The sequence below is a fragment of the Alteromonas ponticola genome (assembly GCF_012911815.1).
GTDB classification, from domain to species: domain Bacteria; phylum Pseudomonadota; class Gammaproteobacteria; order Enterobacterales; family Alteromonadaceae; genus Alteromonas; species Alteromonas ponticola.
This window is the reverse complement of record NZ_JAATNW010000004.1, coordinates 362,883-379,513: the sequence shown is the minus strand read 5'-3', so window position 1 is coordinate 379,513 and position 16,631 is coordinate 362,883. Positions and strand designations below refer to the sequence as shown.

Sequence of the window (16,631 nt, the reverse complement as noted above, 5' to 3'; positions counted from 1 at the left end):
ATCAAATATGCGATATTCTTGCTATGCCACGCTGATATTAGCAGCAGCCACATTGAGTGATCTTGGCGCGACACCGGTGCGCGCTGATGCGCTTCCTACTACACTGCAATATGCGGACACCTTCAATCTTGAATATCCGGGCTCATTGTTGTTCACCCATGATGGTAAAAACGTTATCTACGAACGACGCTCCATGGATATCATGAAAGACAGAACGCACACCGCATTGTGGCAGGTGTCGCTAGACGGCAAAAAGCATCGTCCTCTTATCGCGCAGGATGAAAGTATCGGCCAGACAACCCTTTCTCCCGATGGTACCATGCTGGCCTATGTGGCAGGCTCACAAATTCACATCCATTATTTTGATAGCGGTGAACAGGTAAAAATTTCATCGCTGCCTCACAGACCGTCCAATATAACCTGGTCTCATGATGGTAAAACTTTGGCCTTCAGCATGTTCACGGCTACGCAGGAAAAGCCTTTATTTACCGACATGCCAGCCAAACCCAAGGGCGCTAAGTGGTCAGAAAGCGCGAAATATATCGAGCGCACCAATTACCGTTCAGACGGTGCAGGCTATTTACCTACCGGCTATAACCAACTTTATATATTACCCGTATCAGGGGGCACGCCCAGACAATTAACCACCGGCGCGTTTCCGCATTCAGGTGTACTGGCGTTTGCCGCCGATAATAAATCAATTTTCTTTTCTGCAAATCGCAGTGAAGATTTTGCATTGCAGCCGTTGTCATCCGACTTGTACAGTGTGAACATTAAAACCCGTGAGGTACGCCAGGTTACCTCTATGGATGGTCCTGAATTTTCACCCAAACTCAGTCCCAACGGCGACAAGCTGGCCTTTATGCAACTTAATGATAGGAAGCTTTCCTATCAGAATGCCGATCTGATGGTGATGGATTTAGCGTCGGGAGAGGCTACACGCATTACTTCTGCGTTAGACCGCTCAATTCAGGGCTTTTATTGGAAGCAGAATAGCGAAAGCCTGGTATTTTCCTATCTCGATCAGGGTGAGCATAAACTTGCCTCCACCGATCTGGCTGGCAATATCGAAAAGTTGGCGGTCACCTTAGGCGGTCAGTCGATGGGCCGCCCATATACATCGGGTGATTTTGCTATTAATAAAAATGGTGACATCGCTTTTACGAAGGCGAACATGAATAAGCCCGCCGATTTAGCCTTGGTCAGGTCAGGCAATAACAAACAGTTATTGCTAACTGATTTAAACAGCGATGCCTTAGGCCACCTAACTCTGGCCGAAGTAAAGGCGTTAGAAGTCACCTCATCGGTGGACGAACGTAAAATCGATGCCTGGGTTGCTTACCCACCCAATTTTGACAGTAATAAAACGTACCCGTTAATTTTAGAGATTCATGGCGGCCCACACGCGGCTTACGGTCCACACTTCTCAATGGAAGTTCAGTTGATGGCCTCTAAAGGGTACATGGTTGTGTGGTCAAATCCACGTGGCAGCAGTTCCTATGGAGAAGATTTCGGTAACCTGATCCATCACAATTATCCCTCACAGGATTACAACGATCTGATGGATGTGGTGGATGCGGCTATAGCCAAAGGTAATGTTGATGCAAATAACCTGTTTATCACCGGCGGCTCCGGTGGTGGTGTACTCACCGCCTGGTCAATCGGTAAAACCGATCGTTTTAAAGCGGCCGTCGTTGCCAAGCCGGTGATCAACTGGATGAGTTTTGCATTAACCGCCGATGCCTATCCGTTTTTCAGTCAATATTGGATGCCTGATATGCCGTGGAATATTGCCGACCAGTTGTGGAAGCGATCACCATTATCGCTGGTGGGGAATGTCAGCACGCCTACCCTGTTGTTAACTGGCGAGTCTGATTATCGAACGCCTATCAGTGAATCAGAACAGTATTACCAGGCCTTACGATTAAAAGGCGTGGATGCTGCCATGGTGAGAATTCCAGGAGCGCCGCATGGCATCGCGGGTAAACCGTCGCGTCTGATCCAAAAGGTGGGGAACATCCTGGCCTGGTTTGAGCGCTATCAGGTAAACCACGATACTTCTCAGAATGAAGCCGCCACCGCACAATAAATATAGCGCGCCCGTGGGGCGCGTTTTGCTTTCCGCATTATAACTCCACTCTGTGTGTCAACGTCCATTAATTGAAAGGAACTCTTCTATGCTAAGCCGCCTTATTTTGCTTCTCAGCGTGTTCACGTTTTTAATTTCAAGCCCAAGTCTGGCAAACCCGCAAAAACTAACTATGGCTGAAAATGGTATTGCAGCTGAGTTTTATCCAGCTCGCAGCACACAAAGTACCTTAGCCGTGCTGGTATTAGGCGGTTCAGAAGGTAGTATTCCATTAAAATTAGCAAGAGCGGTCGCTGATCTGGGTCATGCTACGCTGGCACTGGCCTATTTCAACCACGAGGGGCTGCCAGCTGAACTGAATGAAATTCCTCTGGAATACGTTGATAAGGCAAAAGCCTGGCTGATGGATAATTCCAAGGTTGAACGGTCAGGTCTGGTAATCGTTGGTTGGTCAAAGGGAGCAGAACTGGCCTTGCTGATGGCGTCCCGTGACTCACACATCAAACGGGTGGTCGCCGTTGCGCCCAGCTCAGTAGTTTGGGCTGGAATTCTAACAGACTGGTCAAAGATTCCCTCATCAAGTTGGACATATCAGGGAAAACCGCTCGTTCACGTTTCTTTTCGCCCCTCTGGTCCGGTAAGTGGTTTACTCGATTTGTACACGCAGTCATTGCAGAATCGCACCGACAACGGCAAAGCATCTATCGATGTACAGAAAATTACAGGTAAGGTGATACTGTTGACCGGCGGGAATGATGAGATCTGGCCCTCTTCGCAAATGGCAGACGATGTGTGCAACTCGATGAACAGCGCCAACAATGGGCAATGTGAACACCACACGTTTGCAGGACGGGATCATTTGCTTGATTTAAAATTTTTAGACCGCAGCACCCCCATGCATCAACTTTTTGCGGACAGTATTTCAGACATACAATGAACGAATCCCTTATGGAAAAAATAGCAATCTTTGTGGACGTGCAAAACGTCTACTACACCACTCGGCAGGCCTATAAAAAGAATTTCGATTACAATAAATTCTGGCAAACCGTCACCGCTGGTAAACAGGTAACTCAGGCCATCGCATATGCTGTCGATCGTGGTGATAAAAAGCAGCAGGAATTTCAGAATATCTTGCGGGCAATTGGCTTTGAAGTGAAGTTAAAGCCATTTATCCAACGCGCTGATGGCAGCGCCAAAGGTGACTGGGATGTAGGCATTACCCTCGACATGATGGATTATGCTGACGATGCCGACACACTCATACTCGTTTCAGGCGATGGCGATTTCGACATATTAGTTGAGCGACTTAAAACACAAAAAGGCAAACAGGTTGTAGTGTATGGAGTACCCGCACTCACGGCTACCAGCCTAATGCAGGTCGCTACAAATTATATTGCGATAGAGCATCAACTCTTACTTGGTTAAATAAGATTGCAAGTGGCAGGCAGCTTCGCCTATCGACCTGACTATCAACTGGCTCCTTCACCATCGTAGCGTCAGCTTAAGATAATTTTTATGCGACCTCGATGGTAAAATAGCGTACGTGATCTAAAGATAGTAAGTGGGCTCAATAAGTGCAGATAAACCAGCGTTGCCGCTACAATGCGCTGCGCTAACCGGAGCGATACAGAGCATTTTCCGTACCCCGGGTGTTGAGTGATGGAAGTGCCGCTTGTCATCGACGACTCTGGCCTTTGCCTTACGTTTTTGAGACGCTGAGAGCATGGCCTCAGCTAACTTTTTAGCAATAGGTTGCATCTTCTTATTTACGTGATGATATAAATCCAACTCTCCCAGAAACACCGACTTATGTTTTCTGTTCAGCTTTAGTGATTGCGCGGACTCATCGTCAACAAATATAAAATAATCAATCCGATCTTTCTCGAACAGTTCGACCAGCATTTGTGGTGACTCAATATTGTCGTTAACGTTATTGAAGCGAATTTTAAATTCCTGTCTAAGGGCAACACGGGTCGCTTTATCCATGAAAATACGCTGAGAAAAGTGCTGTGTATCGCCCTTACCACAGCGCAGCTTGTCACTGCATATAAGCTTTATCGTGATCGTTGCCAGCTTAGGCCCTACACGCAAAACATTATTGTAATGGTTGGAAAGCTTGTCCCTGCCAACCAGATCGGCATCTGTGCCACCTTCATCTAATGCAATAAGACGCCGCGAAAGAGGCATAGTGACAAACCTGACGTTAAGACCTACCGCTTGATAAGATTCTGTAATAAGAGGTTTGTATCTGGCGCTGAGCGGGTGTTCCACTACACTGACGACCACATCTTTATCATTCGCGAAAACTGCAGTGTGAAGAAGTAAAAGGCCTAATGCCAGCAATCCTTTCAACATATCCTTGCTGTTCCTGTTCTCTGTTCCTTTTTTCCTTAATCCGAAGTATAGACCAGCGTGTAGAAAAGCAGATTACATCTTATCAATGATGTTTTCACTGTGGATTGGCACTCACGTCCAACACGCTGATTGTAGGGTAGATAATTGACTAGGAAAATAGCAAACAGGCTGGGCGAAAGTGTTTTGTCCTGCTAGATAATTGGTAGAAAGGTTGGCTCACTTCCACTATGCGAAAGTGAACCAAATGCCTATTACTGTTGTGCTGGCGACAATTGCAGCAACTTGCCATTCGCTTCATCGGTCAGCAGATAAATTAAGCCGTCAGGCCCAACTTCGACATCACGAATACGTTGATTGCGTTCACGCAGGTATTCATGCTGTTTGCCCGGCGTGTCGCCGTCCATCTCGATTCGACGCAGATGGGTGAATTTTAACGCGCCAACCAACAGGTCGCCTTCCCACGCCTTAAACTTATCACCATAATAGAAAGTCATTCCACTGGGCGCTATCGACGGGTCCCAATAGATAACGGGCTGCTCCATGCCTTCCTGCCTGGTTTTATCCGAAATGATTTCACCGCTGTAATCGACACCATAGGTGATCACAGGCCAGCCGTAGTTATTGCCTGCGGCAAGCTTGTTCACCTCATCGCCCCCCTTAGGACCGTGTTCCATTGCCCAGACCTCGCCGCTCTCGGGGTGAACCGTCAACCCCTGAACATTGCGATGCCCATAACTGAACACTTCAGGTGCCTGACCGTCTTTAAAGGGGTTATCGTCTGGTATGCTGCCATCAGGTCGTATGCGCACAATTTTGCCATGGTGGTTATCGGTGTTCTGCGCCTCTTTCATGTATTTGTAGCGATCACCTAACGTGATGTACAAGTTCTTTTCGGCATCAAAACCTAGTCGACAGCCAAAATGAAAGCCATTATCAACCAGTGGGTTAGCAATAAAAATATCTTCACCGCCGACCAGTTTTCCACCGTCTAATCTGGCTTTCATGACCGCAGAACTACTGCCGCCCTCACCTGGTTTGCTGTAACAGAAATACAATGTCTGGTTAGATGCAAAATCAGGATCGGCAAGTATATCTAACATCCCGCCCTGATTATTGGTGGCAGCTTTCGGCACCCCCTCCAAATCGCCACTTAATCCGTTTTCTGCGTCATAAATCTGTATTGCGCCACCGCGTTCGGTAATGACCAACCGGTTGTCAGGTAAAAAAGTCATGCCCCACGGGTGATTTAATCCAGTCGCTAATTCTTTTACCTGCAGATCTTCCGAATGTGCCGTAGTAGCACATAAAGATGTGGCAACCACGCTAGCGGCGGCCAGTCGGTTGAGCAAGAGTGATGTCTTCAAAATAGTTCCTATGTTTATTTCTGGGTTAACGCGCGTAACATCCAGGCCGTTTTTTCATGCACACGCATGCGGTCGGAAACTAGCGCCACGGTTGATTCGTCATCAGCTTCCTGGGCCATTTTCAGTACTTTCCGACACGTTTTTACCACCTGCTCGTGACCATGAGTGAGCAGTATCACCATTTCGGTCGCCTCGGGTACCCCCTCGACTTCCTCAATGGAACTGAGTTCGGCAAATGCTTTGTAAGTGCCAGGCGCTGGTACATCAAGTGTGCGAATCCGTTCTGCAATATCGTCAACTGCAACGGCCAGCTCGGTATAATGTTCTTCAAACATCATATGTAAATCACGAAATTTAGGCCCGACCACATTCCAATGGAAATTGTGCGTTTGCAGGTAAAGAGTATATGAATCAGCTAACAAGCGGCTTAACCCATCAGCGACTTGATTACGGTCACCCTCGGAAATCCCAATATCAATATTACTCATGCATTTTGCTCCTTGTTAATCAGATTAAAGTCAGGGTGCAAAGACCCTGAACGATTCACGTTTAATAGACAAATAAGCTCATTTTGGATTAGTACAATGAGCAATTAGGGCAGTATTGCTTCTTAATGGTGCGAATGGTCGTGATGCCCGTTAGTGGAGGTTTCGCCACTCTCATTGCGGATCATGGCTTCAACGTTTAGGCTGGAATTGTCATCAAAAATCAGTGTCAGTGAAATCGTTTCACCTTCGATGAGCGGCTTCTTCAGGCCCAACAACATGATGTGATGTCCACCGGGAACGAACTCAACCGATTGATGTAACGGCAATTTGACGCCTTCTTTTACTTCACGCATTTTTGCCATGTCAGCAACCATCTGCGTAGTATGGATTTGCGCTTCATCAGCGAGTGACTCACTCACTTTAACCGTTTTAAGCGTTCGCTCACCTTCTGAATGATTGTGCAGGGTCATATAAACCGCCCCTGTTGTCGCCATCGCAAAGGTCGCGCGGGCGTAGGCATCGCTGACTTCAATGTTAGCAGAGGACCAGGCCGAAAAGCTGAACAAACTGAAAATCAGAGTACAGATTAATCGAGAAATCGTCTTCATATCGCGTAATGTATTAAAGTAAATTAAGCAGTTACGTTAGCAAAGTCATAGTGAAATTGATACTGCAATTGCGCTGAACTGATTGATAACGTCGTTAATTATTTTTATATTATCGTAAAAATACAGTCACTTACTGCTATGATTAACGCTGTGGGAACATGGAAAGTAAGTTGTTGGATATACTAAGGGGCTAACAAGTTACAAAGTTAAAAAGTTAAAAAGTTAAATGGTGCCGACTGCCGGAATCGAACTGGCGACCTACTGATTACAAGTCAGTTGCTCTACCAACTGAGCTAAGTCGGCACACTTAACGCCACATCAGAGAAGAAGCCCCTGAAGCGGACGCGTATTTTAGCGTCCGCGCTTCAGTTGTCAAGCAGGACTAAGCGATTTTAAGCGTTTAGCCTCATCTTCAAGCTTAGGGAAGTGCTCAAGAGGTAAGTACTCACTTAGCGCACGCAGCTTGTCGCCTAACTCAGCGAAGTTGTCTGCGGTAACATTGATGTGTCCCATTTTTCGTTTCTCACGCACCGTTTTGCCATACCAATAAAGATGACAACCCGGAATACTGAGCAAGTCACTTGAAAACGCACTACATCCGATAATATTGACCATCGCACTGACTTTCAATGAGTCACTCTGGCCAAGCGGCAACCCGGTGACAGCGCGCAAGTGATTATTAAACTGGCTGACATCGCTGCCGCTTAAAGTCCAATGCCCTGAATTGTGAACACGTGGTGCAATTTCGTTCACCAGTAACTGTTCCCCGCACTGAAATAATTCAACCGCCAGCACGCCAATATAACCCATTCCTTCCGCCAGTATGGTAAAGATGGTTTCAGCCTGTTTCTGCAGCGCATCGGTAATATTCAGAGCGGGTGCCACTGAGACATGCAACTGACCTTTATGGTGAAGGTTTTCGGCCAACGGATAAACACGGATTTGGCCCTGCTTGTCTCTCACGCCGATAATTGACACCTCACGGTCAAAGTCGAGCATTTTCTCGACGACTAGAGGCACTGACTCTAAGTCCAGCCCCTGTAAAGTGGTCTTGAGCGCGGAAAGCTCTGAAGATTGAGTTAGTCGCCACTGGCCATAGCCATCATAACCATCGCGGCTAGCTTTAAGTATTAATCGCTCGCCTAACTCTTCAATGCAGCTGTCCAGCTGATCTATCTGGGTAACCACCCGATGAGGGCAGTTTGCTACCCCTACACGGGTTAACAGACGTTTCTCGCGCACTCTGTCAGCGCCAATCAATACTGCATCAATGGATGGATATAATTTACCTGAACGCGAAGCTTGTTCCAGCAAATGTTCTGGCACATGTTCAAACTCTACCGTCAGCGCATCCGCATTGGCAATCGCCTGACCCAGTGAAATGTTCATTGGCTGTTTGGTAACGGGGTGTACAACCTGTTCATTTTTAACATCGACAGCCTGTACTTCAATGCCCATGGGGCAACCTTCAAGATACATCATTTGCGCCAGCTGCCCGGCACCATAAACCAGCACCTGCATCAGTCGAGCTCCAGCTTACTATTTTCAAGAACCTTTTCGGTTTGTTTTTTACGGAAATGTTTAATCGCCTCAGCCACTTGAGGCTTTTGTAGCGCTACAACTTGCGCGGCCAGTAAGCCTGCATTAGCTGCGCCTGCCTCACCAATAGCCAATGTTCCTACGGCAACACCTTTGGGCATTTGTACTATAGACAACAAGGAGTCTAAACCACTAAGGGCTTTTGACTGAACCGGACAACCGAATACCGGTAGATGTGTATGTGCGGCAATCATGCCTGGCAGGTGAGCGGCGCCACCAGCTCCGGCGATGATGACACTGAACCCTTGCTCAGCAGCGCCTTCAGCAAATTCGACCAGCAAGTTGGGGGTTCGATGGGCTGATACCACTTTCGCTTCAAATTCAACACCGAACGACCGCAGCATTTTTGCCGCCTGCTGCATGGTAGGCCAATCAGAGGTCGAGCCCATAACAATTGCGACTTTTGCCATCAACAGCTCCTGATAACTGTAGTTTTAGCTTCGAACTGCACAAACACTGTATGCGTGAAGAACGAAGATTAAGGTGTGTGGAAAAGCGCACAATTTTAACTCAAACGGCTGGTTTTGCCCATAGTCAAAGAAGGACTTTAACGCGATTGAGTTAAAATCGTAAGCGTAGAATAATATACCGATGACGGCAGGATGAATTGGTGCTGCTAACTGGCATCAGCTAATTGATGTAGTGCGCTTCAACGTCGTGGCAATTACGTTGAGTAGCTGCTCCTTTTTAAACGGCTTGGCCAGATGTGCATCCATGCCTGCCTCATGGCATGCCTGCTTATCTTCTTCAAACGCATTCGCTGTTAGCGCTATGATTGGAATTAATGCTTTATCATCTGTGCGTGCTCGAATTTGGCGGGAGGCTTCCAGGCCATCCATCACCGGCATTTGACAGTCCATCAGGATTAAATCGAAATGATGCTTAGACAACACATCAAGTGCCTGCTGGCCGTCTTTAGCCCATAACAGCACCCATTTCTGTGACTTAATTATATCTGCAACGATTTCAGCATTAATGTGATTATCTTCGACCAACAGGACGTTAAGCTTTTGTGGAAGATGCGGCAAAACAGGGACGTTCGCATTGGCCAGATTCACGTCCTGAGAAAACGGGATAGAAACCGTAAAGGTGGTTCCCTGGCGTAATTTGCTGGTTACCTGAATGGTTCCTCCCATCAACTCTATCAGCTTGCTGGTAATTGAAAGGCCTAGCCCGGTGCCACCGTAGACACGGGTAGTAGACGAATCGGCTTGTTCAAACTGGTCGAATATTCGTGCAAGTTGCTCTTTGCTCATCCCAATACCTGAGTCAGCAATACTGATCTGTAGTTGATCGTCGCTAAATGAGACATTGATGCTGACCGTGCCGCTTTGCGTGAATTTAATCGCGTTACTCAGCAAATTATTGATGATTTGATTCAGTTTTCCGCCATCGCCCAATAAATGTTCCGGAACCGACTCGTTCACTGTACAGCGAAGTAACACATTTTTTCTCTGTGCCGCCTGTGAATTAAGAAACAACACACTATCGACCAAGGTTCTCATAGAAAACGAATGTTCATCCAGAGTCATTTTGCCCGCTTCAATTTTTGACCAATCTAAAATGCTATTTAAAATTGACAGTAAATGACTGGCGGAATAGTGGATGACTTCGATTTTTTTAGATACGCCATCAGGCAGCGGCATTTCCAGTAAATTTTCGCAACTGCCCAAAATTCCATTCATTGGCGTTCTAATTTCATGAGACATATTGGCCAGGAACTGGCTTTTTGATTCATTCGCTGATTTGGCCTTGTCGAGTGCTTCCTTCAACGACTGGGTTTTTTCTTCGACTTTTTCTTCCAGCGAGATGTTCAACGCTCTCAGCTGTTTGTTTAAGACCTTCTGCTCTAGCCGCGACTGAGCGAGATCTTTAAACGCATTGATGAGACGTTCCTGTAAATTAGAGAAAGCTTCATTGAGCTGGTTGATCTCGACCACATAAAATCGTTTGCGTTGAGGAAGCACGCCTACTGACTGACTGTCAGGCGCAAATGATTCAAAGTAACGCACCAAATTGTTCATAGGTGCAGTAAATACGGTAGCAAGGATATGACCTACCAGCACACTCAGTAACGCCAGACACAGCAGCACACCTAATGCTAATAACAGCCAGGTGTTAAAAGTGTCAGTAAAGCGGGAAAAATCATACAGTAATCTAACATGCCAGTTGGTCTGGCTGACGCCGCGACGTGAACCTAACCAGTCATTCTCTTTTAGCCTGACACCATGCGCGCAACGCTCGTTAAGGCACGCTTCGTATTCCACCGGCATCAATGGCGTTAAAGCTAAGCGCTCACTGGCGTAAACCACATTTTGTGCAGCATCTTCGATGATTACTGCAAAGCCGGGAATTTGTTGCTTATCAAATTGGGCAAAGCTACTCAATGAGAGCGAGCCCTCCACAATACCAGCCAATTGCTTCTCCACCATAATCGGAGATGAGATGGCAACAATAAGATCATTGCCGAAACCTTTCCCCTGGAACGCGTTGGAAAGATACGGCTTCTCCGTCGCTTGTACCTGGCTGAAATAAGGCCGCGCAGCAACACTGTTATAGCCCAGTTCTTCGGCTTTTATTTTTAAATCCGGCGGGTAAGAGTTGGTAATTTCACCCTGTTCGTTGGCGACCAGGAAGGTTAAAAAATGTGGCTGGTTGACTGCTAAAGACTGTAAATACTGGGTGATGGCTTCATTGGTTGCACTGTTGTTGGACAAACCGGCGGCGAGCAGGTTTGCGGTGAGATTAACCGCACTTTGATTGCGTTCTAAAAATACTTCAACTTGTTCAGCAATTATTCCAGTGCGCTCACCGATATACTTGTCGATCTGCATTTTTTGCTGCTTCTGGAAAATATGCAGATAACCAATAAAAATCACTAATATAATTAAAAATAACAGACTGGCAAAAATGTAACTCAGCATGCCTCTGGCAGGCACTAGTTCAGACGAGGCAGCGATTCTTTCTCGGTTAGCGATACAATAACTGATATGTCCAATAAGCAGACCTACCACTCCCCCCAGCCAACTGATAATACTGGCGGTGATAAGCTCTGATGTGGTTTCAATTTGTTCGCCCATGAAGGCCAGGCCTATGATAGGCAGGGCTACCAGACTCCAAAAAAAGCCAGCATAGATTAACGGTTTTAGAATTCTTTTGGGATAACAGAACAAACTCAGGATAAGAGGTTGAGCAACCAGTACTGCTACCGCCAATAATGGGTGGTGCAAGGTTAAAGGAAACGCGATAACAAAGGCTGCAGGAATAGCTAAAACTGGACGATAGCGCAATGCGATAAAGATGGACGCAGCCACTCCATAGGCAAAAATACCATCTGAAATAATAGCGGGAGCAAGGGTATTTGCGGCAGCACCTGCTACCGTGAGCAGCAGGTACATCACTACATTTTTCGCATTTCTCAAAGCCTTACTCCCTTACTGGCCTTTTATTGGTGCATATAATCAAGCGTGAGGTTGGTTAACAGTTTAACGCCCAGTTTCATTCCGCTGTCTTCAACATAAAACTCGGGCGTATGATGCGCTGGTGATTCATTTTCTGGGACATCTTTAGGTTTACCACCTACCCACAGATACAAGCCAGGTACTTTCTCCTGGAAAAACGAAAAGTCTTCCGCTCCTGTTACTGGTTTGTCCTGAATAGCATTTTCTTTTCCTGCTGTCGACTGAATCGTTGGCAGCATTTTCGCCATTAACTCCGGATCATTATAGGTAATAGGATAACTATAGTCTAAAGGCAACGTCAGTTCTGCTTCAGCGCCCATACTTTCGGCAATCCCTTTTACCTTTCTGGGCATGGCTTCATACATCAAGTCTCGGGCTTTTTTGTTCAGCGTACGGATAGTTCCGATTAGCTCAACTTCGGCTGGAATAATGTTTGAACGATTACCACCGTGGATTGAACCTACAGTAACTACCGCTGCGTTATCAATCACTTTCACTTCACGACTGACAATGGTTTGCAATGACATCACCATTTGTGCGGCCGTGACGATAGGATCAACACTTTTCCATGGATAGGCACCATGGGCCTGCTTGCCTTTAATAACAATCTTAAAGGGGTCAACTGCAGCCATTACGCCACCCGAGTTGTACATGACAGTGTCAACATCTCTATTGGCACTGATGTGCAATCCAAAAATCACATCGACATCGGGGTTCTTAAGTACGCCTTCGGCCACCATTACCTCAGCACCGCCTTTTTCACCCGGAGGCGCGCCTTCTTCAGCAGGCTGAAATATGAATTTTACTTTGCCCCGTAATTGATCTTTCATTTGCACCAGCACTTTTGCCGCACCCATTAACATGGCCATGTGGGTATCATGACCACACGCATGCATTACCGGTACCGTTTCACCTTTGTATTCACCCGTTTGCACCGACTTAAAGGGTAAATCGTTCTCCTCTTTCACCGGCAGTGCATCCATATCGGCGCGCAGTGCAACCACAGGACCGGGCTTGCCACTATCTAAAATCGCCACCACTCCGGTCTTCGCCACCCCGGTGGTTACATCCAGGTTAAGGCTACGTAGGTACTTGGCAATATAATCAGCTGTTTCGTATTCTCGATTTGAAAGTTCAGGAAACTCGTGAAAATGATGACGCCACTTAATCACCTCGGGCTCTACAGCATCGACCAGTGAAGCCACGTGGTCATCAGCCATAACAGCAGATGAAAAGAAAAGTATTGAAGAGCTAAGCAGCGCACGCAACATAGTAATTTCCTGTTCTAAGTAATTAGCTGAGTGTAAACAGTAGCGTAAATCCGGGTTAATGGAAAGTAAGCGGTAGCGAACTAACTCGCTGAAACAGAGGTATTTAGGGAAATAGAAAAGAGAAGAAGAGAGACAAAAAAAGCGCAGGATAGACCTGCGCTTTCAGTGTAAACAATTAGCCTTTTTGGCGCTTCATAGCGTCAAAAAATTCATCATTGGTTTTGGTCATGGAGAGCTTGTTGATCAAGAATTCCATGGCATCAATTTCCGACATTTCGTGGACAATTTTACGTAAGATCCACATTTTCTGCAATTCTTCCTGACTGGTCAGCAACTCTTCACGTCGCGTACCTGAACGGTTAAAGTCAATCGCAGGGAAAACACGTTTCTCCGCAATCTTGCGGTTTAGATGAAGTTCCATGTTACCGGTACCTTTAAACTCTTCATAGATAACTTCATCCATTTTAGAGCCGGTATCAATTAACGCAGTTGCAATAATTGTCAGACTGCCGCCTTCTTCTACGTTACGCGCAGCACCAAAGAAACGTTTAGGCTTGTGTAACGCGTTGGCATCCACACCACCGGTTAATACTTTACCCGATGATGGGATAACCGTATTGTACGCACGCGCCAGACGGGTAATTGAGTCAAGTAGAATGACCACGTCTTTTTTATGCTCAACCAGGCGTTTGGCTTTCTCAATTACCATTTCAGCAACTTGCACGTGACGGCTGGCGGGTTCATCAAAAGTTGAGGCAACCACTTCACCTTGCACCAGACGTTGCATTTCAGTCACTTCTTCAGGACGCTCATCAATCAGTAACACCATTAGTTCACAATCTGGTTGATTCGCCGCAATTGACTGGGCAATGTTCTGTAGCAATAAGGTTTTACCCGCTTTAGGGGGGGCAACAATCAAGCCACGCTGACCTTTACCAATGGGCGACGCCAAGTCAAGCACACGCGCGGTAATATCTTCAGTAGACCCATTGCCTCGCTCCATCCGCATACGCGACGCAGCATGTAGCGGGGTCAGGTTTTCGAAAAGAATTTTAGTGCGGGAATTTTCAGGTTTATCGAAGTTGACTTCGCGAATCTTAAGGAGGGCAAAATAGCGTTCACTGTCTTTAGGTGGCCGGATTTTGCCGGCTATAGTGTCGCCTGTGCGAAGGTTAAATCGTCGAATCTGGCTTGGTGAGACGTAAATGTCATCAGGTCCGGCAAGATAAGAAGAGTCGGCGGAACGTAAAAAGCCGAATCCATCTTGCAGAATTTCTAATACGCCATCACCAAAAATATCTTCGCCACCCTTGGCGTGATTTTTCAAAATTGAAAAAATGATATCTTGCTTTCTGGCACGTGCCATATTTTCCAGGCCCATTTCTTCGGCCAGGGAAACCAATTCGCTTATGGGTTTATTCTTGAGTTCAGTTAAATTCATACTGGTGGGTCTTTTGGACTTCGCATACAGGACTAAATGTCACTAGATTAATTTGAAATGTTTATACCGCCCGGATATGGGCATGCAGAACGCTGCTCAGGTATGAGCTAAATGAAAGTTAGCACCATAATTTTGATGCGTCCAGTGTTTTTGCATAAAAAACACAATTTTATATTCAAATACTGCCAGGTATTTGGTATGGGGGATGAGCCAGCTCAAATGGCTGGCTCGAAAGTCAATTTACAGATTTTCGTTTAAGAACTCTGTTAATTGCGCTTTAGATAACGCCCCAACCTTGGTAGCAGCTACATTACCGTCTTTGAAAAGCAATAATGTAGGGATACCACGAATACCATATTTTGGTGGCGTTTCATTATTTTCATCGACATTCAGTTTACCAACTGTTAACTTGCCATCAAAGTCGTTCGCAATTTCTTCAAGAATAGGTGCGATCATTTTACACGGGCCACACCATTCTGCCCAGAAGTCAACCAGTACAGGACTGCTAGCATTGATTACATCTGCCTCAAATTTATCGTCAGTTAACTGGATAATTTTGTCGCTCATTCTTTTCTCCGTCATTTGGTCTACTGCTGATTTGCTCAGCTTTACCCTAAGTGTTATATAGAAACTGTCATTTAATGCAAGCACTGATAAGCTATAAGCTATGCAAACTACACATCTAACCGAAACTCATTTTTCTGACCTGCCTATCAATGATAAGGTGGTTTCAGCACTTGCTGCTGCCAACTTTACTCATTGCACGCCGATACAGGCGCTGGCTCTACCTCCATTACTGGAGGGCCTGGACATTGCAGGTCAGGCTCAAACCGGCACCGGCAAGACGATCGCATTTCTGGTCGCCACTTTCCACTATTTATTGGAAAGTTCGCAACGTAATGAAACGGCTAACTGGCCAGCAAATGCGCCCAGAGCTATCATTATGGCACCCACACGGGAACTTGCCGTACAAATCTACAATGATGCGAAACTGCTCAGTGAACACACTGGACTAACGCTTGGGTTGATATATGGGGGCGAAGGCTACCAAAGTCAACGGGAAGTTTTAGAAGAAGGTGTTGATATCATTATCGGCACCACCGGGCGTATCCTGGATTACAATAAACAGGGCGTGTTTACACTCAAACACATACAGGTAGCCGTCTTGGATGAAGCCGATCGCATGTTCGATTTAGGCTTTATTAAAGATATACGCTTTCTTTTCCGTCGTATGCCAGCGGCAACTGAGCGTTTAAGCATGCTGTTTTCTGCCACGCTATCATACCGCGTCCAGGAATTGGCTTACGAACATATGAACAACCCCACGCATGTACAAATTGCGCCGGAGCAAAGAACAGCAAGTCGCGTTCAGGAGGAGTTATTTTATCCGTCTGACGACGACAAAATGTTGTTACTTCTTTCTTTGCTGGAAGAAGAGTGGCCGGAAAAAGCCATCGTCTTCGCCAATACCAAGCATGCCTGTGAAAAGATCAACGACTGGCTGGAAGCCGACGGACACCGGGTCGGCTTGTTAAGTGGTGATGTGCCGCAGAAAAAGCGCTTAGGTATTCTGGATGACTTCACCAAAGATAATCTGGACATCTTAGTGGCAACTGATGTGGCCGCGCGCGGCTTACACATCGACAAAGTATCTCACGTGTTCAATTACGATTTGCCTGACGATGCTGAAGATTATGTTCACCGCATTGGCCGCACAGGTCGTGCAGGAAAAAGTGGGCATGCCATCAGCTTTGCTTGTGAAAAGTATGCGCTCAATCTACCGGCAATTGAAACCTATATTCATCACCCCATTCCGGTCACAGATTATGATCGCACCGCGTTACTGGATGACGTGAAAGCGCCGCGTCCTCGTCATAGAAAGCGCAATAGTAACAATCGGAACTCTTCTCGTCGTGGCAGGAACAATAAAAGGACTTCCAACAGACAGTCATAAT

Annotated in this window: 14 protein-coding genes and 1 tRNA gene; 4 read left to right on the top strand and 11 right to left on the bottom strand. The window is 46.4% G+C overall.

Features of this window, described 5'->3' with window-relative positions; genetic code table 11:
- The first annotated feature begins 7 nt into the window (after positions 1–7).
- From HCJ96_RS08860 to HCJ96_RS08850, 3 genes are all read left to right on the top strand, one after another.
- Positions 8–2,089, top strand: coding sequence for a S9 family peptidase (locus tag HCJ96_RS08860; protein WP_246261238.1), 2,082 nt, complete (start codon positions 8–10; stop codon positions 2,087–2,089).
- 88 nt (positions 2,090–2,177) lie between these two features.
- Positions 2,178–3,026 carry an acyl-CoA thioester hydrolase/BAAT C-terminal domain-containing protein gene (locus HCJ96_RS08855; protein WP_169210676.1) on the top strand — a complete coding sequence of 283 codons (849 nt, stop codon included), beginning with the start codon at positions 2,178–2,180 and terminating at the stop codon, positions 3,024–3,026.
- A gap of 11 nt (positions 3,027–3,037) precedes the next feature.
- On the top strand, positions 3,038–3,514 hold the full coding sequence (locus HCJ96_RS08850) for a LabA-like NYN domain-containing protein (protein WP_169210777.1): 477 nt from the start codon (positions 3,038–3,040) through the stop codon (positions 3,512–3,514).
- A 123-nt stretch (positions 3,515–3,637) separates the two neighbouring features.
- Here the strand turns inward: HCJ96_RS08850 and HCJ96_RS08845 are convergent, their stop codons facing one another.
- The 11 genes from HCJ96_RS08845 to trxA form a co-directional block, all read right to left on the bottom strand.
- On the bottom strand, positions 3,638–4,444 hold the full coding sequence (locus HCJ96_RS08845) for a hypothetical protein (RefSeq protein WP_169210675.1): 807 nt from the start codon (positions 4,442–4,444) through the stop codon (positions 3,638–3,640).
- A gap of 251 nt (positions 4,445–4,695) precedes the next feature.
- A complete protein-coding gene (locus HCJ96_RS08840) occupies positions 4,696–5,808 on the bottom strand; it encodes a PQQ-dependent sugar dehydrogenase (protein ID WP_246261236.1) in 1,113 nt (370 codons plus the stop codon).
- 14 nt (positions 5,809–5,822) lie between these two features.
- Complete coding sequence (locus HCJ96_RS08835) at positions 5,823–6,296, bottom strand: Dps family protein (RefSeq protein WP_169210674.1); 474 nt, start codon at positions 6,294–6,296, stop codon at positions 5,823–5,825.
- A 122-nt stretch (positions 6,297–6,418) separates the two neighbouring features.
- On the bottom strand, positions 6,419–6,904 hold the full coding sequence (locus HCJ96_RS08830; protein WP_169210673.1) for a copper chaperone PCu(A)C: 486 nt from the start codon (positions 6,902–6,904) through the stop codon (positions 6,419–6,421).
- Positions 6,905–7,131: 227 nt separating this feature from the next.
- Positions 7,132–7,207: transfer RNA gene (locus HCJ96_RS08825), tRNA-Thr, on the bottom strand.
- 69 nt (positions 7,208–7,276) lie between these two features.
- On the bottom strand, positions 7,277–8,425 hold the full coding sequence (locus HCJ96_RS08820) for a 5-(carboxyamino)imidazole ribonucleotide synthase (RefSeq protein ID WP_169210672.1): 1,149 nt from the start codon (positions 8,423–8,425) through the stop codon (positions 7,277–7,279).
- On the bottom strand, positions 8,425–8,913 hold the full coding sequence (purE, locus tag HCJ96_RS08815) for a 5-(carboxyamino)imidazole ribonucleotide mutase (RefSeq protein WP_169210671.1): 489 nt from the start codon (positions 8,911–8,913) through the stop codon (positions 8,425–8,427). The genes HCJ96_RS08820 and purE overlap by 1 nt, the downstream gene beginning before the upstream one ends.
- Before the next feature lie 216 nt (positions 8,914–9,129).
- Positions 9,130–11,925 (bottom strand): ATP-binding protein, encoded by a 2,796-nt coding sequence (locus tag HCJ96_RS08810; protein ID WP_169210670.1) that lies wholly within the window; start codon positions 11,923–11,925, stop codon positions 9,130–9,132.
- Between the two features lie 23 nt (positions 11,926–11,948).
- Positions 11,949–13,184, bottom strand: a complete 1,236-nt coding sequence (locus tag HCJ96_RS08805) for an amidohydrolase (RefSeq protein WP_246261273.1) — start codon at positions 13,182–13,184, stop codon at positions 11,949–11,951.
- 226 nt (positions 13,185–13,410) lie between these two features.
- On the bottom strand, positions 13,411–14,676 hold the full coding sequence (gene rho / locus HCJ96_RS08800) for a transcription termination factor Rho (protein ID WP_169210668.1): 1,266 nt from the start codon (positions 14,674–14,676) through the stop codon (positions 13,411–13,413).
- Positions 14,677–14,916: 240 nt separating this feature from the next.
- Positions 14,917–15,243, bottom strand: coding sequence for a thioredoxin TrxA (trxA, locus tag HCJ96_RS08795; RefSeq protein WP_169210667.1), 327 nt, complete (start codon positions 15,241–15,243; stop codon positions 14,917–14,919).
- 100 nt (positions 15,244–15,343) lie between these two features.
- On the opposite strand from trxA, the gene rhlB reads away from it, so the two are divergent.
- On the top strand, positions 15,344–16,630 hold the full coding sequence (gene rhlB / locus HCJ96_RS08790) for an ATP-dependent RNA helicase RhlB (protein ID WP_169210666.1): 1,287 nt from the start codon (positions 15,344–15,346) through the stop codon (positions 16,628–16,630).
- The last annotated feature ends 1 nt before the right edge of the window (position 16,631 follow it).